The sequence below is a fragment of the Devosia sp. T2-14 genome, assembly GCF_055397495.1.
Map to the genome: position 1 here is coordinate 3,503,722 of NZ_AP027921.1, position 20,358 is coordinate 3,524,079.

At 58.5% G+C, this 20,358-nt stretch carries 19 protein-coding genes and 1 pseudogene; 15 read left to right on the forward strand and 5 right to left on the reverse strand.

The genetic code is table 11. The features are described 5' to 3' along the window. Window positions 1–74: 74 nt before the first annotated feature. Window positions 75–827, reverse strand: coding sequence for an SDR family NAD(P)-dependent oxidoreductase (locus tag ACZ5WT_RS17255; RefSeq protein WP_464284995.1), 753 nt, complete (start codon window positions 825–827; stop codon window positions 75–77). An 840-nt stretch (window positions 828–1,667) separates the two neighbouring features. On the opposite strand from ACZ5WT_RS17255, the gene ACZ5WT_RS17260 reads away from it, so the two are divergent. The 5 genes and pseudogenes from ACZ5WT_RS17260 to ACZ5WT_RS17280 all read left to right on the forward strand — a co-directional run. Further along, entirely contained in the window at window positions 1,668–1,901 is a 234-nt protein-coding gene (locus tag ACZ5WT_RS17260; protein ID WP_464284996.1) for a hypothetical protein, read from the forward strand. 212 nt (window positions 1,902–2,113) lie between these two features. Then, window positions 2,114–2,605, forward strand: a complete 492-nt coding sequence (locus ACZ5WT_RS17265) for a YciE/YciF ferroxidase family protein (RefSeq protein WP_464284997.1) — start codon at window positions 2,114–2,116, stop codon at window positions 2,603–2,605. A gap of 48 nt (window positions 2,606–2,653) precedes the next feature. Next, window positions 2,654–3,313, forward strand: a complete 660-nt coding sequence (locus ACZ5WT_RS17270) for a DUF6766 family protein (protein ID WP_464284998.1) — start codon at window positions 2,654–2,656, stop codon at window positions 3,311–3,313. Between the two features lie 47 nt (window positions 3,314–3,360). Then, window positions 3,361–5,163: a malto-oligosyltrehalose trehalohydrolase gene (treZ, locus tag ACZ5WT_RS17275; protein ID WP_464284999.1), complete on the forward strand. Its 1,803-nt coding sequence runs from the start codon at window positions 3,361–3,363 to the stop codon at window positions 5,161–5,163. 56 nt (window positions 5,164–5,219) lie between these two features. Then, window positions 5,220–5,417 (forward strand): annotated as a pseudogene (locus ACZ5WT_RS17280) (LLM class F420-dependent oxidoreductase); the annotation flags it as partial. Here the strand turns inward: ACZ5WT_RS17280 and ACZ5WT_RS17285 are convergent. Then, a complete protein-coding gene (locus ACZ5WT_RS17285) occupies window positions 5,336–5,737 on the reverse strand; it encodes a low affinity iron permease family protein (RefSeq protein WP_464287236.1) in 402 nt (133 codons plus the stop codon). The pseudogene ACZ5WT_RS17280 and the gene ACZ5WT_RS17285 sit on opposite strands and share 82 nt — an antisense overlap. Window positions 5,738–5,878: 141 nt before the next feature. On the opposite strand from ACZ5WT_RS17285, the gene ACZ5WT_RS17290 reads away from it, so the two are divergent. Further along, a complete protein-coding gene (locus ACZ5WT_RS17290; RefSeq protein ID WP_464285000.1) occupies window positions 5,879–6,256 on the forward strand; it encodes a hypothetical protein in 378 nt (125 codons plus the stop codon). A gap of 701 nt (window positions 6,257–6,957) precedes the next feature. Here the strand turns inward: ACZ5WT_RS17290 and ACZ5WT_RS17295 are convergent. Together ACZ5WT_RS17295 and ACZ5WT_RS17300 are read right to left on the reverse strand one after the other, a co-directional pair. After that, the gene (locus ACZ5WT_RS17295) at window positions 6,958–7,404 is read right to left on the reverse strand and encodes a hypothetical protein (RefSeq protein ID WP_464285001.1); all 447 of its coding nucleotides are present in this window, start codon (window positions 7,402–7,404) and stop codon (window positions 6,958–6,960) included. A 696-nt stretch (window positions 7,405–8,100) separates the two neighbouring features. Then, on the reverse strand, window positions 8,101–8,586 hold the full coding sequence (locus ACZ5WT_RS17300) for a hypothetical protein (RefSeq protein ID WP_464285002.1): 486 nt from the start codon (window positions 8,584–8,586) through the stop codon (window positions 8,101–8,103). A 150-nt stretch (window positions 8,587–8,736) separates the two neighbouring features. On the opposite strand from ACZ5WT_RS17300, the gene ku (ACZ5WT_RS17305) reads away from it, so the two are divergent. Beyond that, a complete protein-coding gene (gene ku / locus ACZ5WT_RS17305; RefSeq protein WP_464285003.1) occupies window positions 8,737–9,573 on the forward strand; it encodes a non-homologous end joining protein Ku in 837 nt (278 codons plus the stop codon). A gap of 2 nt (window positions 9,574–9,575) precedes the next feature. Further along, window positions 9,576–12,125: a DNA ligase D gene (gene ligD, locus ACZ5WT_RS17310; protein WP_464285004.1), complete on the forward strand. Its 2,550-nt coding sequence runs from the start codon at window positions 9,576–9,578 to the stop codon at window positions 12,123–12,125. Window positions 12,126–12,156: 31 nt separating this feature from the next. Here the strand turns inward: ligD and ku (ACZ5WT_RS17315) are convergent, their stop codons facing one another. Next, complete coding sequence (gene ku, locus ACZ5WT_RS17315; RefSeq protein ID WP_464285005.1) at window positions 12,157–12,957, reverse strand: non-homologous end joining protein Ku; 801 nt, start codon at window positions 12,955–12,957, stop codon at window positions 12,157–12,159. A gap of 145 nt (window positions 12,958–13,102) precedes the next feature. On the opposite strand from ku (ACZ5WT_RS17315), the gene ACZ5WT_RS17320 reads away from it, so the two are divergent. The 7 genes from ACZ5WT_RS17320 (at window position 13,103) to ACZ5WT_RS17350 (ending at window position 20,311) form a co-directional block, all read left to right on the forward strand. Continuing rightward, window positions 13,103–13,279, forward strand: coding sequence for a hypothetical protein (locus tag ACZ5WT_RS17320; RefSeq protein WP_464285006.1), 177 nt, complete (start codon window positions 13,103–13,105; stop codon window positions 13,277–13,279). 347 nt (window positions 13,280–13,626) lie between these two features. Further along, window positions 13,627–14,238 carry a nutrient deprivation-induced protein gene (locus ACZ5WT_RS17325; RefSeq protein ID WP_464285007.1) on the forward strand — a complete coding sequence of 204 codons (612 nt, stop codon included), beginning with the start codon at window positions 13,627–13,629 and terminating at the stop codon, window positions 14,236–14,238. Then, window positions 14,238–14,654 carry a phage holin family protein gene (locus ACZ5WT_RS17330; protein WP_464285008.1) on the forward strand — a complete coding sequence of 139 codons (417 nt, stop codon included), beginning with the start codon at window positions 14,238–14,240 and terminating at the stop codon, window positions 14,652–14,654. The genes ACZ5WT_RS17325 and ACZ5WT_RS17330 overlap by 1 nt, the downstream gene beginning before the upstream one ends. After that, entirely contained in the window at window positions 14,654–15,667 is a 1,014-nt protein-coding gene (locus ACZ5WT_RS17335; RefSeq protein ID WP_464285009.1) for a DUF3618 domain-containing protein, read from the forward strand. The genes ACZ5WT_RS17330 and ACZ5WT_RS17335 overlap by 1 nt, the downstream gene beginning before the upstream one ends. Before the next feature lie 48 nt (window positions 15,668–15,715). After that, window positions 15,716–16,810 carry a YihY/virulence factor BrkB family protein gene (locus tag ACZ5WT_RS17340; protein WP_464285010.1) on the forward strand — a complete coding sequence of 365 codons (1,095 nt, stop codon included), beginning with the start codon at window positions 15,716–15,718 and terminating at the stop codon, window positions 16,808–16,810. A 245-nt stretch (window positions 16,811–17,055) separates the two neighbouring features. Further along, window positions 17,056–17,778, forward strand: coding sequence for a DUF421 domain-containing protein (locus tag ACZ5WT_RS17345; RefSeq protein ID WP_464285011.1), 723 nt, complete (start codon window positions 17,056–17,058; stop codon window positions 17,776–17,778). A gap of 109 nt (window positions 17,779–17,887) precedes the next feature. Continuing rightward, window positions 17,888–20,311 (forward strand): membrane-bound PQQ-dependent dehydrogenase, glucose/quinate/shikimate family, encoded by a 2,424-nt coding sequence (locus tag ACZ5WT_RS17350; protein WP_464285012.1) that lies wholly within the window; start codon window positions 17,888–17,890, stop codon window positions 20,309–20,311. Window positions 20,312–20,358 lie beyond the last annotated feature (47 nt).

Genomic DNA, 20,358 nt, shown 5'->3' on the forward strand with positions numbered 1-20,358 from the left:
TCTTCCTTCGTTAGGAAGGATCGAAGGCGGGGTCATCCCCGCCTTTTCTGTTAGATAGCCGTGCAGAAAGTAGGCTAAATCGCCGTATATCCGCCATCCACCAAATAGTAGCCTCCTGTCATGAAGGACGCATCTTCGGACAGAAGGAAACGTACGAGGGTTGCGACTTCTTCAGCCTTTCCAAGCCGCCCGAGCGGGTGGCGGGCAATAAGTGCAGTTCGGATTTCCTCCGACAGATTTGCCAGCAGAGGCGTATCGATATAGGCCGGACCAACGCTGTTGATGCGCAATCCTTGGGGCCCGTACTCGGCAGCAGCATTCTTCGTTATTCCAACGACCCCGTGCTTGGCGGCCGTGTAAGCGCCGTTATTTATCGCGGCCACGGCGCCATGAATCGAAGCCATGTTTACAATGGCGCTTTCCGCTGCCCCGGCCCGAAGCATGGCGGGGATTTGGTACCGCATCCCATACAGAACGCCATTGAGATTGATATCAATCACGCGTTGCCACTCTACGACGTCAACCTCACCGGTAGGGGCGGCTTTGCCACCGATGCCTGCGTTGTTGACGGCGTAATTGAGCTTACCGAAGGTCTTTACGGCGAAGTCAACGGCCGCCTCGTTGTCCTCTGGTAGCGCGCTGTCCATTTCAATCGCGGCCGCAGTCCCGCCGGCAGCGTTAATCTCGGCGACAACCCCATCTGCTGATACGCGGCTAATGTCAGCAATGACAACGCTGGCCCCCAATTTCGCTAGCTCTTTGGCAATGGCTTTGCCAATGCCCGAACCACCGCCCGTAACCAACACAACCCTGCCGTTAAAAGGCATAAGACCCTCCTGCGATGATGTGTGCCAACTGCGGTACGCTGCCAGCGGCCCGGGCCTTACCCGCCTCCCGCATCCGCCTAAAACTCTGGATGCCTCCCCCAACTAGGGGATGAGCCAAATGCAACAAGCGTCGCCATCGCCTCGAAACCGTCCGGCAGGTCCCTATTGTGCGCCCTTGAGGGAGATGATTCCACCATTTCCGGGCAAGATCTGGTTTGCGCGGCTGCGGCTTGATGGAAGGACTAATTTACGATTGAAGTATCCTTCTTGACTGTCATCCGGTGCAAAATGAAGCACGCCCTCGACCGTCTCAAACGCACAATCCATGACCTGCTTCGCGACAAGTCGTTGATAGATCAATGCAGGCAACTTGAGCCTGCAGAGATTGCCGATTTGATTGCGGGACGATTTAGAGCACACAAGCTACCGGTCCGCGTCATTGAAGTGACTCCACTAGCTTCGGACCAGGAGTGCAGATACTGCGTTTCTTATGAGCTGGAAGAGACCGGTGTATTGAAGGCCCAGCGCTTTGATCGCCGGATACCCTGACAGTCGTCAGGATTTGGCCATAGCGGTGATACAGAGGCTGGCGACGGGATTGCGCCGCAGCGAGCCTTATTGCGCAACGGATAACCCAGTTCCCAGATGTTGTCGCGCGGTCCCAACATGGGGGCTGATCTGCGCTTGAAACTCGTCCTTGCTCAAATAGATTACTCCCGCGCCACGGCAGTTATCAAAGATTCCCTTGCTGCCTGGCCGGCGCATCGCCCGGGCCGCACATGGCCTCAACTCTAGCGAAGCCACCCACGGGGGGGTGAGCACATCGAGCGGACGACTAAAATGCACCAGGAACACGTTGTCAGGAGCATTGAATTTGCTGTCAACGAGTGCCTCTACGAAGGCAGCTACTACATCGAATATGGCATGGTCCACGCGATCGTGAACGAGCGCCCAATTCGGTTTCCCGCTGGGCCCGATCCTTCAGAAGAAGCCATACGAAGCCTTCTGCAAATCGAGATCGAACGCGATTTGAACGGTCCCGCACATATCGGCAACCCCAGTTCAGAGGGCTAAACACAAGGCCCCGGTGTTTCCACCGGGGCTGTCATGGGTAGCGTCAGTTACCTCACGATCAGGCGACAATGCCCGTTTGGCCCTATCGTTCCATCTCACATGTCGATCGCATCGGCCGCGCCATTTCGCGGGTCCGTCTTCCCGCCAAACCGAGGAACTTCCCTCGGTTCAGGTCGTTGCCCGTTCAGCGTCCCAACCCAGAGGAGACAAAAATGGCCGAAGCCAAAACTCTTGATGACCTGTTTCTGGACACCGTGAAGGACATCTATTTCGCCGAGCGGCAAATCCTCAAAGCGCTACCCAAGATGATGAAGGCCGCCACATCGCCTGATCTCCAGGCCGCTTTCGAACAGCATCTCGTCGAAACGGAAGACCATGTGGATCGCCTCGAAAAAGTGTTCACGATGTTGGGCAAGAACCCGCGCGGCAAGACCTGCGAGGCGATCCTGGGCATTATCGACGAAGGCAAGTCGATCATGGAAGACTTTAAGGGCACCGATGCCCTGGATGCCGGTTTGGTTTCCGCGGCGCAGGCGGTCGAGCACTATGAAATTGCGCGCTATGGCACGTTGAAAACCTGGGCAAACCAGCTTGGCTATCCTGAGGCCGCGGCTCTGTTCGATGCCACCCTGCAGGAAGAACTCGCGACGGATCAAAAGCTGTCCCAAGTGGCCGAGACGGCCGTGAACGCCGAGGCAGCCTGAACCAACTGTCCCCCGGACCTCTTGGTCCGGGGCCTGCAGGAGGCAGTTATGCGATTTCTTCGCGACAACGGTCTGACCCTGTCACTGCTAGGGCTGTTTCTCCTATGCTTTGGCGGCATGCTGGGAGCCGGCTGGCTTGATCACAACGCTGAGCTGGCCCGCCATTCAGCGCCGGAAGTCGGCCTGCTCGAGTATTTCTTCAGCGCCCCATTTCAGTCGGCGCTGTTTGAAAACTGGGAGAGCGAGTTTCTCCAGATGTCGGCCTATGTGATGATGACCGCGTTGCTTTTTCAGCGCGGATCCTCTGAGTCAAAGGACCCCGACAAGCCAAATCCCGAAGACGCCAGTGCTGCCAAGCGAAAAATCAAGAAGCACGCTCCCTGGCCCGTAAAGGCCGGCGGCATCTGGTCGGCGGTGTATTCATACTCGCTCGGCATCGCCCTGATGGCGCTGTTCATCGCCTCCTTTGTGCTACACTGGCTGGCGAGTGTCGCTACATCCAATCAAGACGCGCTGCAGCATGGCGAGCCGACGCAGACCGCGATCGAGTATCTCGCCGATGCGCAACTGTGGTTTGAGTCCTTTCAGAACTGGCAGTCTGAGTTTCTGTCCACTGCGGTCTTGGTGGTGCTCACGATCTTCCTGCGCCACCGCGGCTCACCCGAGTCCAAGGCGGTAGCCGATCCTCACTCTAAGACCGGTCACTAGTCATGCATATGCATCATCTGCGGAAGGTCACTGCTCGTAGTCACAAGATGAGGTTTGGCGCCGAGGTGCAAGAGCGGGGAACTCGGTTCAAAATCTGGGCACCAAAATGCAAGTCTGTGCGCTTGAAGCTGAAGGGACGCAGGAACCACCTCGATCTCGCGACCGTCGGCGACGGCTGGCACCGGCTCGACGTCGAAGGTGTAAAGGCGGGCGCTCTCTACCAATATGTTCTCCCCGATGGCACGACCATCGCGGATCCTGCTTCACGCTATCAGCCTGATGATCTGTTCGGTTTCAGCGAGGTCATTGACCCTTCCCAGTACTCTTGGGCAGACATCGACTGGAACGGCCGCCCTTGGGAAGAGGCGATCATCTACGAAGTTCACCTTGGTACGTTCACCAAGGAAGGAACGTTTCGAGCAGCAATTTCCAAACTCGATCATTTGGTGGCGCTTGGCGTAACGGCCATCCAGCTCATGCCCGTGGCGGACTTCTACGGGAAGTTCAATTGGGGCTACGATGGCGCAATGTGGTTCGCCCCCGACGCGAGCTACGGAAGGCCAGAGGATCTAAAAGCCTTCATCGACGCCGCACACAGCAGGTCTTTGATGGTCTTTCTCGACGTCGTCTACAACCACTTCGGCCCCTACGGGAACTTCCTCCCCGCGATCGCACCGATTTTCACCAAGCGACATGAGAGCCCTTGGGGAGACGCTATCAATTATGATGGCGAAGGGTCAGCCGGCGTCAGGGAATTCGTTGTCGAGAATGCGCTCTACTGGATCATCGAATTCAACCTGGATGGGCTTCGGTTTGACGCTGTCCACTCAATCGCGGATGACAGCAACACCCATATCCTCGAGCTGCTCGCTGCACGTATTCGGTCCGCGCGGCCTCATCGGCACACCCACCTGATCGTCGAGAATTCCGACAATCAGGAAGTCTGGTTACGCCGCGGCAGCACTGCGGAACCCGTGCATTACACTTCCCAGTGGAATGACGATGTCCACCACCTGCTGCACGCCGCCGCTACCGGCGAGAACACAGGGTATTACGCGGACTTCGATGATTTCGAAGCACGGACCGACAGATTGGGGCGCGCCCTGGCGGAGGGATTTGCTTATCAGGGCGAGTTCAAGCCGCACGAAGGCATGACACGCGGGGAGCCCAGCGTCGGACTGCCGGCGACCTCATTCGTCATTTACATGCAGAACCACGACCAGGTGGGCAACCGGATCAAGGGCGATCGCATCACCGGTTTGGCGAGCAAGGACGCGGTCCTGGCGCTCACCGCCATTGTCCTGCTGTCGCCACAGGTACCAATGCTCTTCATGGGCGAAGAGTGGGCCAGCACCGTGCCGTTTCCGTTTTTCTCCGACGCCCCTCCTGAACAGCGGGAGTCAACACGGCAGGGCCGCAAGGAGCAGTTGAAAAGCGCTCCGGAGCACGAGGATCAGACCAAGCCGAACATCAGCGAAACGGTGGACCCGACCAGTCTGGCAACATTCCGCTCGGGGAAGCTCGACTGGGACCTCAGGGCCAAAGAGCCCCACTCTCGATGGATGCTGCACTATCGCACGCTAATCGACATTCGACGGACGGAGATTATTCCCCGGTTGAGCGGGCTTGAGGGGTTTGCCTCAAGCTACGAAGTCCTTTCGCCGAAAGCGGTCCTAATAAGCTGGACTCTGGCGGATGAAAGCGTCCTCAGGGTGTATGCCAATCTCGATGATAACGCCCACACCGGCCTTGCGTCCGTCATTGGCCGCAAGATCCATCTACAGGGTTTTCTCGATGATGGGCGCCTTGGCCCCTGGACCGTACTTTGGACGGTCGAGGTGGGGCCATGACTTGTAGGCTGAGCTGCTCCGGCCCGTGCCCAAACTGGTGACTGGGAGCCAAGCTCATGACTTTGATTGGATATCACGCCTCGCACGAACAGTTCCCGCCCAGCGAGCTCCTCGACCTGGTCGTGCGCGCCCAGCAGGCCGGTTTCCAGGCCCTCAAGTCTTCTGATCATTTTCATCCATGGAGTGAGCGGCAAGGGCAGTCCGGTTTCGCATGGTCCTGGTTGGGCGCAGCAATGCATGCGACGAGCTCGTCGAGTTTTGCCTGTACGGCCGCACTGTCCCTATTTTGAGAGTTTTGGAGCACGAAGACCATGAGAAACGTAATTATGGTGGTCCCCGTGTTCACCACCAATTGCCAGGTCTCTGAGAAGCCGAAAATCGGCCCAGTGACCGCCCACACGACAATGCCTCCGCACGCCAGAGCGAAGGCCAAAGGCCGGCCCGCTGCATGAGAAACGGCGTTAGAGAACTTCACGAAGACCATATGTTCGGCCATGGCCGTACTCGCTGCAAAAGTCGCTTCCACTAAATCCCTGACTTCGGGGAAGAGTTGCTCGCAAGTCGTGGCTCGCATGCCGCGTTTTTGGCGTTCACTCAATGCGCCTATGGAACGCTAGGCACCGCCCAGCCATTCCAGACTAGAGCATTAACCCTGCTTTGGCGGCAACGCCTCCCGCTGACGGTGCGTCGGCGAGCAGTCAATAACGGTGCCGAAATGAACTGGAACTCCGAAGCAGCGCTGCTATGGCTCCCGACCTCCGGTCAGGCCTACCCCTCCGACTTCGCCGATCGAGCGCGCCCAGGTGCCAATGATTATTTTTACTGTGCGCTGGACGCGTTTGACGCTGTAGAGCGGCAACGCTCGGCTCAGTTCGATCGCGAGCCTTGGATATTGCTGGTTGGTAGCCAGAGAATCCTCCCGCCCGACGAAATTGGCGGGTTGATGAACGATTGGCGCGCGCAGATGCAGATGCTCGGCTATGGCCAGGCTAGCCCTGACGCGGCGCGCCCCCCTCCCCCTCAAGAGCAGAAACTCACCGCCGATGAGAGCTATGCCTTAGCCTCTGCTGGCGAGGCTGAGCGAGACGCATAGGACTAGAGATGAGCACAACGTATCAAGTGGTTGACTGCAGGCGTGAGGGAAAGAAGACGACAATTGTTGCCCGAACTCCCGAAGAGGCCGCCGAGCTCGTTCTGGGCGAGCGCCTTGTGCGCTCGGGCCAGGCCCCCCTGCTACGCGCCAAGGTTTATTTTCAAGGCAGCGAGGCCCTCACCCTGGTCCGCCTCTACTCCTTTTCGCCACTGTTTCAGGCCCACCGGCCCGAAGGAGATGCGCGGCGGTCATAGTTAACACAGACGTTTTGGCGTCCTTGGAACTACTCGGCAGGCTGTCGAGTTTACGGCGGTGTGGCGTTCCCTAGCGCTACATCGTTTGAACACCGATCAACTAGCCCCGCACCTCGCGGGGCTCTTTTTGTTGCACGCTGCATGGCAACTATTGGAACTTTTTACACTTGGGCTCGGCTTTGCCGGGATTGGCTAGCGCATGGATCTCGGCAGCATATCCAGGCCCATCCGCATCTTGTGCCTATCCGCGGACGTATGCTCCGCGAGGCGTGCCGCCGGGGTAGCAGTCGGACTGATTGCAGGATTTCACTTCCTGTCCCCAGCTGTCCTGCTGTCCACTGGCAGCGGTCGTGCCGACACAGATCAAGGCGGCGGCAATCACTGCGAAAGTTCTCACCGGCGTGCTCCGTGCTGACACACCATAACTCGATTGGCGCGAGAGTTGGCCTAGCTATTGTGACGTAGACGCTCTGGAGCACCGCTTGCTCCCGCATCGGAGCTCTCGATTGCTGGTCGATACCAGCGCAGCTCGAACATGCGACTACCGCAGCACGGCGCCGATAGCTTGCTGCTCAACCGCTCGATCTCGAAGTCATAGCCCAACGCCGCGACCAGCGTCGCCAGGTCAAGTTCCCTCTCGACACCGCAAGGCTTGGCCCGCTTGAGACCCTGATGGTGCCGCGCGCAGCTGATGTAGCCGCGCCAGTGCTCATGCATCGCCCGGCCGATCGTCGGTGGGATTTTGGGTGGCGGTATGTCGACGCGGATCTGGCAGCGTTCCAAGTTGTAGTTGATCGAGCTGATGTTCGGGGGATTGAGCGCGCGCGGACAGCCGACACTGAGGGCCAGCTTGGTCATCGCGTCTGCGAGAGTCACGTCACCGACGATGGCCATCAGTCGGTCAGCGCGATAGGCCCCATGCCGCCGACAGAACTCACAGCGGAAACGTTGAACCTGCCCGCCTCTTTGCGACAAGGTCTCAAAAGGCATTTGGGTTAAGGGCCTAATGCCCTGCCCGGCACGCACGAGAGCTAGCCACCTGGGCGGCTGGCGAGATCACATATGTGTCCGTCGTTGGGTCGAAGATTGAGAACCGGAAACCGGCCTGCCACAGGTCCCAGGCTTCACGTTCGGTCAGTTGCCGCGCCGGATCGCGGCGTTTCTGTTCTGTCGTAAGGGTCGCCATTTCCATCCACCTCGTGAGAGGAGACGACTCCTAGCACCGCGAACAAAAAGAGAACAGCCGCTCGACATTCACATTACACGATCGCTTGGCGCTCCCCGTCACTTCGCTATCAGGCATGCCGCGGTCGCATTGATCACAATCAGTCCGATTAGCAACCAGCTGGACGAAGCCCGCGTTGGCTTCCGTCAAAATGGAGAACTGCATATGAGTTTCCTAAGAACGACGTGCACCCTCAGCCTCTAGAGCGGTTGCCTAATCACGCCCCTAGCAGGCTAACCTCGCACATTGCTAGTGCTGCTTTAGGCCATCCAGCTTGGACTACGAACACTGTCGCGCTCGCAACGACGCCGCGCGCCCCGACCACGGAGGGGCCCAGATCTCGCCGATCTGGGCCCATGATTAGGTTAGGCGCGGTCGTCGACGTATACGGTTACCGATCCGTCTGCATTGCTCTTTACGGCAACAACGTCGTCTGCGGTGTGACCATCGGCCTCAAGCTTCGTCTTGATAGCTGCATTAGCAGCTATGTTGGTATGCAACTTGGTTACTGCGTCCGCGTTGGCGCTTAGCGCCTCATCAAGTGCCGCCGCCTCCGTTGCGGCATTGCCCTGGAGCGACGACAGCAGCACGATAGTAATATTGGCATCCTCCGCCACGGTGGACAGATCGACGTCCGCAGAGCCTGCGATCGACGACACCACCGAGCCATAGGTCTGATCGGACATGCCGCCAGCATTGGCCTTGACGTCTGCGCCGACCTTCGCGCCCGCTGCAGGTGTCTGAACCGTAACGCCCGCGCCGGCAGCGGCACCAGCATCCTGCGCAAAGGCCGGGGCCACCATTGAGGTCAGCAGAGCAGCAACGGCCGTAAGCTTCAGTGTGTTCTTCATTGTCTCTTCTCCGATTTGTGTCTCAAAGCGCCAGAAGAACGAGCTCCAATCTTGATGGTTGCGAATTGTGATCGAGCCAGGCCGACTGTTTGGGGGGAACAAAGCCTCCGACTATCTCGTTTCTTGCTCATCACGCGCAGGAGAACAGTTTTGGCGCCCAGGGCAAGTTGGAAGGGTTTTTTGAAGATCGCGGAGATTTCGTGCCCGGTGTCTCTTTTCACCGCCACTTCCACTTCAGACCGCATCGCTTTTCACACGCTCAACCGAGCTACGGGCCATCGGGTCCACCGCCAATTTGTTGACGTCGACACCGGCAAGCAGGTTGGTCGGGAAGAACAGGTCAAAGGTTATGAAGTTGAATCGGGCGAGTATGTGATGCTCGACCCCGAAGAAGTCGCCTCTGCAGTTCCTGACAGCGACAAAACTCTGGCGGTGTCCACCTTCATAGGCTGCAACGAGATCGATGATGTCTATCTCGACAAACCCTACTATCTCGCCCCCGCCGATGCCGATGCCCAAGAGGCTTTTGACCAGATCCGCGAGGGAATGCGGCGAAAGCAGGTTGCCGCCCTAGCTCAGACGGTGCTGTTCCGCCGGGTTCGTACGGTATTGATCCGTGCCCATGGGCAAGGGCTAATCGCGACAACACTCAACTTCGACTATGAGGTCAGGTCAGCACAAGATGCTTTCAACAGCGTTCCCGACATAACGATCGAGAGCGAGATGTTGGAGCTGGCCGAACACATCATCAAGACCAAACGAGGCAAATTCGATCCCAGTACATTCGAAGATCGGTACGAAACGGCCCTTGCAGATGTCGTGGAAGCGAAGCTCGAAGGCCGCAAGATCGAAAACTCGAAGAAGATTCCCCAGGCCAAGGTGATAGATTTGATGGCCGCACTTCGTGAAAGTGCTGGCGCTTCTGCCAAAACCCGCCGCAACAAGACGAAAGCGAAGGCTGCTCCCGCCCATCGTAAGGCGAGTTAGTTATGGGAACTCTCGACACCTACCGCCGGAAGCGCAACTTTGGCGCGACTCCCGAACCGAAAGGCCGGAAGGCCCGGAAAACCGGCAACGCCTTCGTCATTCAAAAACATGCCGCCACCCGTCTGCACTACGATCTCAGGCTTGAGATGGACGGTGTGATGAAGAGCTGGGCAGTGACGAAGGGGCCCAGTCTCGTTCCCGGTGAAAAGCGTTTGGCCGTCCACGTTGAGGATCATCCCCTCGACTATAACGACTTCGAAGGGACAATCCCCAAAGGCCAATATGGGGGCGGTACGGTGATCGTGTGGGACCGGGGGACATGGAAGCCTGCCGGTGACGCAGAGGCGGGATTTGCCAAGGGCCACCTTGAGTTTGATCTAATTGGAGAAAAGCTATCGGGGCGCTGGCATTTGGTGAAGATGCACGGAAAGCCATCCGAAAAACGCGAAAATTGGCTGCTTATCAAAAGCGATGATGAGGCCGCGCGCACGCCCAGCGACATCGATATTCTCAAGGAACGTCCAGAGTCGGTCAAAACCGGACGCGAACTGAGCGAAGTCTCCGCGTCTCAGGGGCGGTCAACAAAATCCCGAACGAGCGCCAAGTCCTCGGTCCAAAAGCCCACAAAGTCCCTCGCTTCTCCCCAGTTGAAAGCCATACAGGGTCTCGACCCTGCCTCTATCAAGGGCGCAAAAAAGGCGCAGCTGCCAGAGTTCATCGAACCCTCGCTTGCCACTCTGATGAAGGAGCCGCCGGCTGGCGATGACTGGATTCATGAGATCAAGTTCGATGGATATAGGCTGCAAACGCGCCTTGACGCCGACGGCGTCAAGCTCCTCACCCGGAGCGGTCTCGACTGGACGGACAGGTTCGGCAATGAGGTGTTGGCAGCATTACGGGGCTTAGCAGTGGACGCCGCGCTGATTGATGGTGAACTGGTCGTCGAGAATGGCTCGGGCGCGTCAGATTTTTCTGCCCTCCAGGCCGACCTCAGCGTCGGACGTTCGGACAGATTCGTATACTACGTTTTCGATCTGCTTCATCTCAACGGCTATGACCTGCGCGCCTTGCCGCTGATCGAGCGCAAGTTGCTCCTGGAACAAGTGGTCGGCGATCAAAGGGGGCTTATCCGCTACAGCAGCCATTTCGAAGAGAATGGAGGGCTCGTTCTGCGTCACGCCTGTCGACTGAGCCTAGAGGGGGTCATTTCGAAATTGCGCGATGCGCCGTATCGGTCGGGAAGAGGTAAGGCGTGGATCAAATCGAAATGCTCGGCACGGCAGGAATTCGTCGTCGCTGGCTTTGTGCCCTCATCGATCTCCCACACGGCCATCGGCTCCCTGGTATTGGGGATATACGACGACGGAAAGCTTGAGCATGTCGGGCGCGTCGGCACCGGCTTTTCAATTACTGTGGCCGAAGAACTGTTCAAACAGCTCGATCGCATGCGCATCCCCACCAGTCCGTTCGCCCGCAAACTGACCGCAGAAGAAGGGCGACATGTCCAGTATGTTAGTCCCGAGCTGGTGGCTGAAGTTGAGTTCCGGGCGTGGACGGCGGATGGGCATTTACGCCATGCCTCTTATCGAGGGCTGCGGGAGGACAAAGTTGGGAGCGAGGTGGTGCGAGAAACTCCAAAGGGCAAAACCTCGGGGCCAAAACCACAGCGGCGCACGGTTGCACTGACACACCCCGACCGGATCTACTGGCCAGACCAAGGTGTTACGAAGGAAGGGCTCGCAGACTATTACACTGAGGTTTGGCGCCTTATCGCGCCGCACATAGTTGGTCGGCCGTTGGCACTGCTGCGATGCCCGAGCGGCATTAATGGCCCGATGTTCTTCCAAAAGCACGCTTGGAAGGGCCTCAACAAGCATATTGTTCTGGTGACCGACCCAAAGGACAAGGAACAAGAGCCTCTGATTTCGATCAATGATCTAGATGGGCTGATCGGCCTCGTGCAGTCTGCCGCCTTGGAGATTCATCCTTGGGGATCAACGATAGAGGACTGGGAGCGGCCCGATATCATAACCATGGACCTCGATCCCGGTGAGGGTGTGACGTGGGAGGCAATCATCCTCGCAGCAGAAGAAGTCCGGCAGCGGCTTACTCAAGCAGGGCTGAGCGCTTTCGTCAAAACCTCTGGCGGCAAAGGACTTCATGTGGTGGCGCCCCTGCAGCCCAAGGCGGATTGGCCTACCGTCAAGGCATTCACCAAAGCGATGGCGGATAGTATGGCCGCCGACAGTCCTGACCAATATGTTTCGACTATTACCAAGTCGAAGCGCCGAGGCAAAATCTTGGTTGATTACTTGCGGAATCAAAGGGGGATGACTGCCGTAGCCCCCTACTCGACACGCGCTCGACCGGGGGCAGCTGTCTCGATGCCTCTGGCGTGGGAGGAACTAAGTACCAGCGTCGGTCCGGATTATTTCACGGTCGAAAACACCCCCACACGGCTCGCCGCCCTGGTGTCCGACCCTTGGGAGAACTTTCGGGCCGCAGCTCAGCCGCTGGTTCCTGCGCCCAAGAACAAGCGCAAGCTTAGTTAGGAGCGGCTCAGGCAATGAAGACCGACGCCAGCTATTTCGGTTTCCGCTTGTCTTCGGAGCCAATACTCTTTCGAAGTGCCTCCCGGATGTCGATGACATTGCTGTTGGGCGCCGAAGGCTTGGCTCTAGCAACGCGCTTTTTGCCCTTCTTCTTGGCAGAAATGATGTCGAGCAGCCTATCTTGAACTGGATCATTGAGCATCTTGGGATCCCAAGGCGCCGTGCGATCGGCAATGAGTTTATTGACCACCTTCATTAGCTGGGGGTCAGTCTTGTCGTTCTTAAACCGACCGAAATAGTCTTTCTCACTGCGCACCTCGTCGCCAAAGCGGAGCGTCCACAGGACAATTCCCTTTCCTCGAGGTTCCAGCATAACCGCGCGTTCCCGCCGATACATGACCAGCCGCGAGATACCAACTGTATCGGTAGACGTCATTGCGTCCCTGATGACGGAAAATGCTTCCTCCCCGACGGGATCGTTGGGAGTCAGATAATGCGGTTTCTCGTACCAAATCCACTCGATGCTATCGCGCGCGACAAACCTCTCGATATCGATCGTCCGCGTGCTTTCTAGGGCTACGGCCTCGACCTCTTCATCCTCGAGTATCACAAAGTCGTCTGTGCCTCTTTGATACCCTTTCACCTCGTCGTCTTCGTCGACAGGCTTCGCGGTGACCGCATCCACATATTGGCTGACAACACGATTGCCCGTTTTGGCGTTGAGCGTGTGAAATCGGACTTTCTGGGCGTCTGACGTCGCGGGTGTCATTTGAACCGGGCAAGTGACGAGGGACAGTTTCAGATAACCTCTCCAGAACGGCCGCGGCGCCATGTTTATACAATCTCCAAACCTGCCTCCAAACCTGCAAAAACAACGGAAGGCGCAACGTTTTGTTCCTGCGTGCCACGGCAATCCAAGAGGTCGTATGCGCAACGATGCTCAGCGTCCGCCGTTAGGAAGAAAAAGGAAAACTGACATGAGCAACGGTCCTGCTTTTTGGATGGTCGTGCTGGTTGTTGGGTTGGTGCTGTTGGTGGGCGTCATCGTATTTGTGACAGCCATCGCATACGGTTTTATTCGCAGCCAAAAGCGCACGCCGGTAACCAGCGAGAACAAGCAAGGCGAAGACCGAGATCACCCTGAAAACACCTAAGGTCGGGAAATATGGAGACCTGGGTGACGCGGATCCCGCCCAATCGGCGTCAGATGAAACGCCCCACGCCCTCGTGCCACAACTCACTCCCGATAAGTCTGGCGTAATCCCGCGAAGCTTCCTCTAGCTCTCGGAGTACGCATGGCGGGTAGCGCCAACCATGGAAGTAACGCAGGTCGAGAGCAGCGCCTTGCTTTGGTGGCATGCTGCGGGCAGCACTTCACCCCGAGTCCCGCTCAGTCGACGCCTGGCACGTCGCCGAGGAAGTGATCGTCTCCGTACCCATTTCTCGGAACCACTATAGCGGCACACCATTGTGCGAAAAGATACACATTGGAGAAACTGCGATGAGCACCGAGGACCGGAACGAGCTGGAAGGGACGCCTAAAAATCCCACGCCAGATTTGCGAGACTTGGCAAACCGCGAACTCAACGAAGGGATTTCTCGTGCCAAGGAGGACTTGGACGCCATAAGCGAACAGGCAGCTTCCAACGTTCGGGAATTGGGCCATCAGGCGCAGGAAAAGATTGGCGAATCCACTGAAAATGCAAAGTCATTTGCCGGGACCCAGAAGGATCTGGCTGCTAGCCAGATGAAGGGAGTTGCTGACGCGCTCTCCAAAGTTGCGAGCGAACTCGAGGGAACTGACCAGCAAAATGTTGGTCGCTATGCCCGGGATTTGGCGAACGGACTTTCAAACTTCGGGAAGCAGATAGAGTCCCGGGATGTCGATGATCTCCTTGCCGCCGCGCAGGACTTTGGACGCACCCAGCCAGTGGCCTTCTTGGGCATGGCGGCCCTCGCCGGGTTTGCGGCAAGTCGCTTTGCCCTGGCATCCAGCCATCGACACAAAACGCAAGGGCAGACCGGCGCATCACAGCAATCGCGAGCGCAAAACGCGAAATCCGAACCGTTCAAAGGCGATAGCGGCCAGGGTGAACCGGCAGGAGGGATGTGATGTCTCAGACAAATGAAGGGCGACCTCTCCCGGAACTGATCGGTGGGCTTGTCGGTGACTTGTCAAATCTCTTCCGTAAAGAAATCGAACTGGCGAAAACTGAAGCTTCCGAGAAGGTGTCCGAGGTAAGCGGCGCGGCCGGATCAATCGCAATCGGAGGCGTTCTTCTTTTAGGGGCACTCGGCGTTCTGCTCGCCGCGATCGTATCCTTGCTTGCCGCATGGATGGTCAGCGGGGGAATGAACCCAACCCTCGCGAACGCCTTGGCGGCCTTTGCGGTTACCGTCGTCGTCGGTCTTGCCGGCTGGGTGACGTTGTCGAAGGGCTTGAGCGCGCTCAAGGCGAGCAACCTGAACATGAATCGTACCGCGGCTTCCCTGGGTCGTGACGCGAACGTTGTTAAGGAGAGGCTTTGATGGCAAACGATAGCGAACACAAGAGCGCCGCTGAGTTGCAGCGCGAGGTCGATATGCATCGCGACAAGGTCGAATCCACCATCGACGAAATCCAGGCCAAACTATCCCCCGGTCAACTGGTCGATGAGTTGCTTGCCTATACCAAGGGCGGCGGAGGGGAGTTCGTGTCAACGCTGCAGCGGCAGGTTACTGCCAATCCCCTTCCGGTTGCACTTCTTGGTGTCAGTCTGGCCTGGCTAATGGCCAAACCACAGGAGCCCGCCTCTGATCGGGACTGGGGGCGAAACCGCGATGACGACTATGGGGATCTCCCCGTGACAAGCATCAGTGGCGTCAGCCTCCACAGGCGCTCCCACGCCTATGACGCACAGGGGCGCGGCATCACAGAATTTGCCGACGACGCGGGAAGAACATTCAAAGCTCTGACCGACGCAAGCGGTCGACGAGCGGGGCATTTCGTCGACGAAACTGGCGCACGGTTCAAGGGTTTCACCAGCGCGACGGGCGAACGTATCGAGAGTTTCCGAGATGAGGCCGGCAACCTTATCGAAGAAGCCTCAGGCTGGGCTTCACATACCTGGCAGAAGGCGCGGGAGACGCTTGGCGACCTTCGCGATGCAGCCACTTCCCAGGCCAGCGCCATCCGTTCCGGGACCCAAGAAGGTGCCGGAGGAGTTCGATCCCAAGTCGACACTTTGAACCAAACCATCCTGCATCAGTTCAAGGACCAGCCACTGGTTGGCGGGGCGTTGGCATTCGCTTTGGGTGCAGCCCTGGGCTCGGCGCTTCCTCATACGCCTCAGGAAGACGCCCTAATGGGCGATGTCGCCGATTCCGTTAAGAGCAAAGCCAGCGAGCTTGCTTCGGATGTCTACGATCGTGGCAAAGAAACCGCTGCGGACGTTTACGAAAAAGCGACTGAGAAAGTCGGCGAGCTCTACCAAGAAACGAAGGATGGATGGAGCGGCGGGAACCAGACTGACCCGACTGAAGCGCAAGACCACCGGAGCTAAAACAAACGGGGAGGCTAACCGCCTCCCCGTTCGCTTTCGGAGATTCAAATGGATCAGACCGACAGGCAATATGCCTCGCAACGCGGTCGAGGTCGCGAGGCAGACAAGCCCGCGGCGATACCCTTAGCGGGCTGGAAAGACATTCTTTGGCGACTTTACCGGGCGATCAATGAAGATCGAATTCTGCTCACCGCGGCTGGCACGACCTTTTATCTCCTGATGTCTCTGGTCCCGACCTTGAGCGCTTTTGTCTCGGTTTATGGCCTTTTCAACGATCCTGTAAGCGTCGTCCGCCATGTCGACCTTCTGGCGGGCATAGTGCCGCCCGGAGTGCTCGACATCCTTCGAGATCAGCTGACCCGCCTCACCTCGCAAAGCGACGGAGCACTTGGGATCGCCCTCGTGATCTCGCTGTCCGTTGCGATCTGGAGTGCCAGCGCCGGCGTTAAAGCTATGTTCGAGGCTATGAACATAGCCTACCACGAGAAGGAACGCCGGTCCTTCCTGATGTTGAACGGCCTGGCTCTGCTATTCACCGTGGGTGGTTCGCTAGCCGCACTTCTGGTAACGACCGTGGTCGTCATCCTCCCCGCAGTTCTATCACTGCTTGCGATCGGGGAAGGCTACGAATGGATGATCCGAATAGCCGCCGATGGAGCCATGTTGCTCATGTTAACCTTGGGCGTCGCAGCGCTTTATCGCTGGGGTCCCTGCCGCGAGCAGGCTAAATGGCGCTGGGTCACGCCCGGCGCCGTGTTGAGCGTCCTAGCGTTAGGCGGGACGTCCATACTCTTCTCTTGGTACGTGACCAACTTTGCCGATGATAATGCAACCTATGGATCACTCGGCGCCGTGATAGGGCTTATGGTTTGGCTCTGGATATCCGCAACGATCACAATAGCAGGTGCGGAACTCAATTCGGAGATAGAGCACCAAACTGCTGTGGACTCGACCACAGGCGCAGCCAAACCTCTCGGAACACGGGGAGCGACCATGGCCGACACCGTCGGTCGTGTGTGGCCTCCAGATCGTGACGGCGTAGAAACAAAGCCGACACACAACGGCACAGTTTCATTTGGGTCTCTGCTGATCGCCCTTCCCGCAGCCGCTGCCCTGATCTTGGCGACTCGCAAGAGGAAGTAGGCCGGCCTGGCGCAGCAATGCGGACGCCGTCGCCCGAAATCAGGGGCGCTTTGAACCACATCGAGTCCGAATTTTCTGCGGCGGCTGCAGCACGAACGATACTAGTGCCAGAGCGCGGCGCGGAGGTTCCTTTGTGCTGCAAGCCCCAACCGGCAGATGGGGCCACCACGCGCTGGCAAATTGCTACTCAGTCCCGGAACACTTCTGATGGAGTTCCGTTCATTTCCCTCTGGCTGGAGGCTGAATTGAGCGATGTTCTCACGCACCTGCAAAGAATGATCTTCGGCGATCAGCCGCCGATCTTTCTCTTGGAAATCGTATTTAGAACGCTGGTCGTCTACGCTTATACCCTGGGGCTGATGCGATGGCTTGGCAGCCGAACAATTGGTCAGCTGTCGACAGTGGAGTTTCTTCTGGTGATCGCCCTCGGCTCGGCGGTGGGTGACGCCATGTTCTATCCTGACGTGCCGTTGGTGCACGCCCTTTTGGTGATCACCGTGGTGGTCGTGGTCAACAAGGGCCTGGATATGTTGATCGCGAGGAACAAGCGGGCCGAGCGGGTTATTGATGGTGTTCCCGACGAAGCTGTACACGCCGGCACAATTACCGCCGCCTTTCTGAACAGCGATAATCTAAGCAGGAACGAACTGTTTCAGCAGTTGCGCGAACACGGCATCGAACACCTAGGTCAGGTTAGTAGCGCCTTTATCGAAACCGATGGGGTCCTCACCGTCTTTCGCTCTCCAAAACCAAGGCCGGGCCTGCCCATAGTCCCTCCTTGGGATATTGAAGCACCGGAGAGGATCAAAGACACTTGGCCCGTCGGAGGCGGGCCTCTGGTGTGTCGGCGTTGCGGCAATGCCAGCCGGTCACGATCGGTGAAACTGGGAGCGTGCAGCAGTTGCGGCCATGACGAGTGGACCTGGGCGGCCACCACTGCAAGGGATTCCAATGCCAGCACGCAATAGCAGTATCATCCACCAGGCTTGGTCCAGCTATTGAACTCGCTCCCGCATATGGGAACCCCTTGTCCTCTCGTCCCGTTCCGAACCCACAGACTTTGTGGAGGAGAGCAGTATGGCGGAGAGAGAAAACGGGGTGGCGTCTTGGGCCGTGTGGGCATTGGCTGCGATCATGATGTTGTTTGGCTTGCCAATCTTCGTCGGAGGATTGTGGCTGATAACTCTGGGCGGCTCCTGGTACTACGCATTCGCCGGTGCCGGCCTCCTGGTCTCCGCATGGTTCCTGTTTCGCCAATCCATTTTGGCCGTCTGGGCGTACCTGCTCACGTTTACGGGAACAGTAGCGTGGGCTCTCTGGGAACGAGGCTTCGATGGCTGGGCGCAGGTCCCGCGACTGGTCGCACCCACCGTTATTCTGATCCTGGTGCTAATCGCCGTTCCGGCTTTGCGCGGACGCCTCGCCGGCGGGCGGAACGCCGTGGTTGTGATGTCCATCGGCGTGGCGGGTGTTGGTGCAGCCGCTATGGCGCTCACTTTCATCCAAGAATCGCACCCGCTGGCGCAGGAAAGCGTCAGTCCGTCAGAGACGCTCGACCCGGCGCAAACGCCTCGACCGGCCATGGCACGTCCAAACGTTGGATCCGACTGGCCGGCGTATGGTGGCACTTATGCGGCCGCGCGCTACTCCCCGCTTGAACAGATTACACGCGAAAATGTCGGTCATCTTGAACGTGTCTGGGAATTCAACACCGGCGACATGCCGAATGAAGCGTCGGAAGGCAAATACTCGCCCGAGAACACGCCCGTGAAGATTGGGGATGACCTTTATATGTGCACCGGCATGGGCATTGTGCTGTCCATTGACGCGGTTACTGGCGGAGAGGAATGGCGCTTCGACCCTCAGGTCTCTGCGGATGCCATCCCTTATGGCGCCACTTGCCGCGGCGTTGCCTATTATGACGTGCCCGACGCGCCAAGCGAAGCGGCTTGCGCCAGTCGCATTCTATGGGCCACGCTGGACGCGCGCTTGCTGGCGGTCGACGCACGCACCGGTCAGCTCTGCTCAGACTTTGGCGAAGGCGGGCAGGTTTTCCTTGAAGAAGGCATCGGCGACACAGCGCCAGGCTGGTACTCGATAACCTCCGCTCCCACCATCGTTCGCGGCATCGCAGTCGTCGGTGCCCAGGTCAAGGACGGTCAGGCCGAAGACGCGCCCTCCGGCGTGGTCCGCGGGTTCGATGCCGTCACTGGCGAATTTGCCTGGGCCTGGGACCTCGGCAACCCGAACAATCGCGGCAAGCCTGTCGAGGGCGAAGTCTATACGCGCGGCACGCCCAATATGTGGACCACCGCCGCCGGAGATGAAGAGCTCGGTCTAGTCTATTTGCCACTTGGCAATTCGTCGGTCGACTATTACGGCTCCAACCGCAGCGAACTTGAGAACCAGTATGCCACCGCGCTGGTCGCTGTAGATGTCACCACCGGTAACGACATCTGGCACTTCCAAACCGTCCACAACGACGTCTGGGACTACGACCTGGGCAGCCAGCCCACACTGATCGATTTCCCCACGCCCGAGGGCTCCCGCGCCGCTGTGGTGTTGGCCTCCAAACAGGGGGACATCTACGTCCTCGACCGGGCGACGGGGGAATCCCTGTTTGCCGTCGAGGAGCGCCCAGTGCCACAAGGCGGTGTGGAACCGGAATATCTGTCGCCAACCCAGCCCTATTCCGCGTATCACACACTGGCCTTCCCTGCCCTGACAGAAGCCGACATGTGGGGAATGACGCCGCTCGACCAGCTCTGGTGCCGCATCGAGTTCCGGCGCAGCCACTACGAAGGCATGTATACCCCGCCGACCTCAGGTCAGCACTGGATCCAGTACCCGGGCTATAATGGCGGCAACGATTGGGGCAGCATCGCCATCGACACCGAACGCGGGCTGCTCATTGCCAACTACAACAACATGCCCAATCACAACCGCCTAATTCCGCGCGAGGAGGCCGATGCTGCGGGCCTGACGCCCATATATGAAGCTAGTGCGGGTGGAGAGTCACCGTTGGGCGAAGCCGGACCGCAAGTCGGCGCGCCTTTCGCTATCCAGGTCAATGCCGGCTGGCGCGTACCTTTGACGGGCCTGTTGTGCAAACAGCCCCCTTATGGCGGAATCCGCGCCATCGATCTGGCGACCGGAGAGACCGTATGGGATCGCCCTTTCGGAACGGCCCGAAAGAACGGCCCCTTCGGCATCCCCTCCATGCTGCCTTTCGACATCGGCACCCCCAACAATGGTGGTCCTGTCATCACCGCGGGCGGGCTGGTCTTCATCGCCGCGACCACCGACGACCTGATCCACGCCATCGACATCGAAACTGGCGAGACGGTGTGGAGTGACGCATTGCCTGGCGGCGGCCAGGCCAATCCGATCGTCTACGAGGCCGATGGTCGCCAGTTTGTGGTCATCGCCCCCGGCGGTCACCACTTTATGGAAACCCCGATCAGCGACGCCGTTATTGCCTACGCGCTGCCGGCGGAATGAGGCGCCCAGTCCCACCACCTCCCTTGCCGGGAGGTGGTGCCACCCCG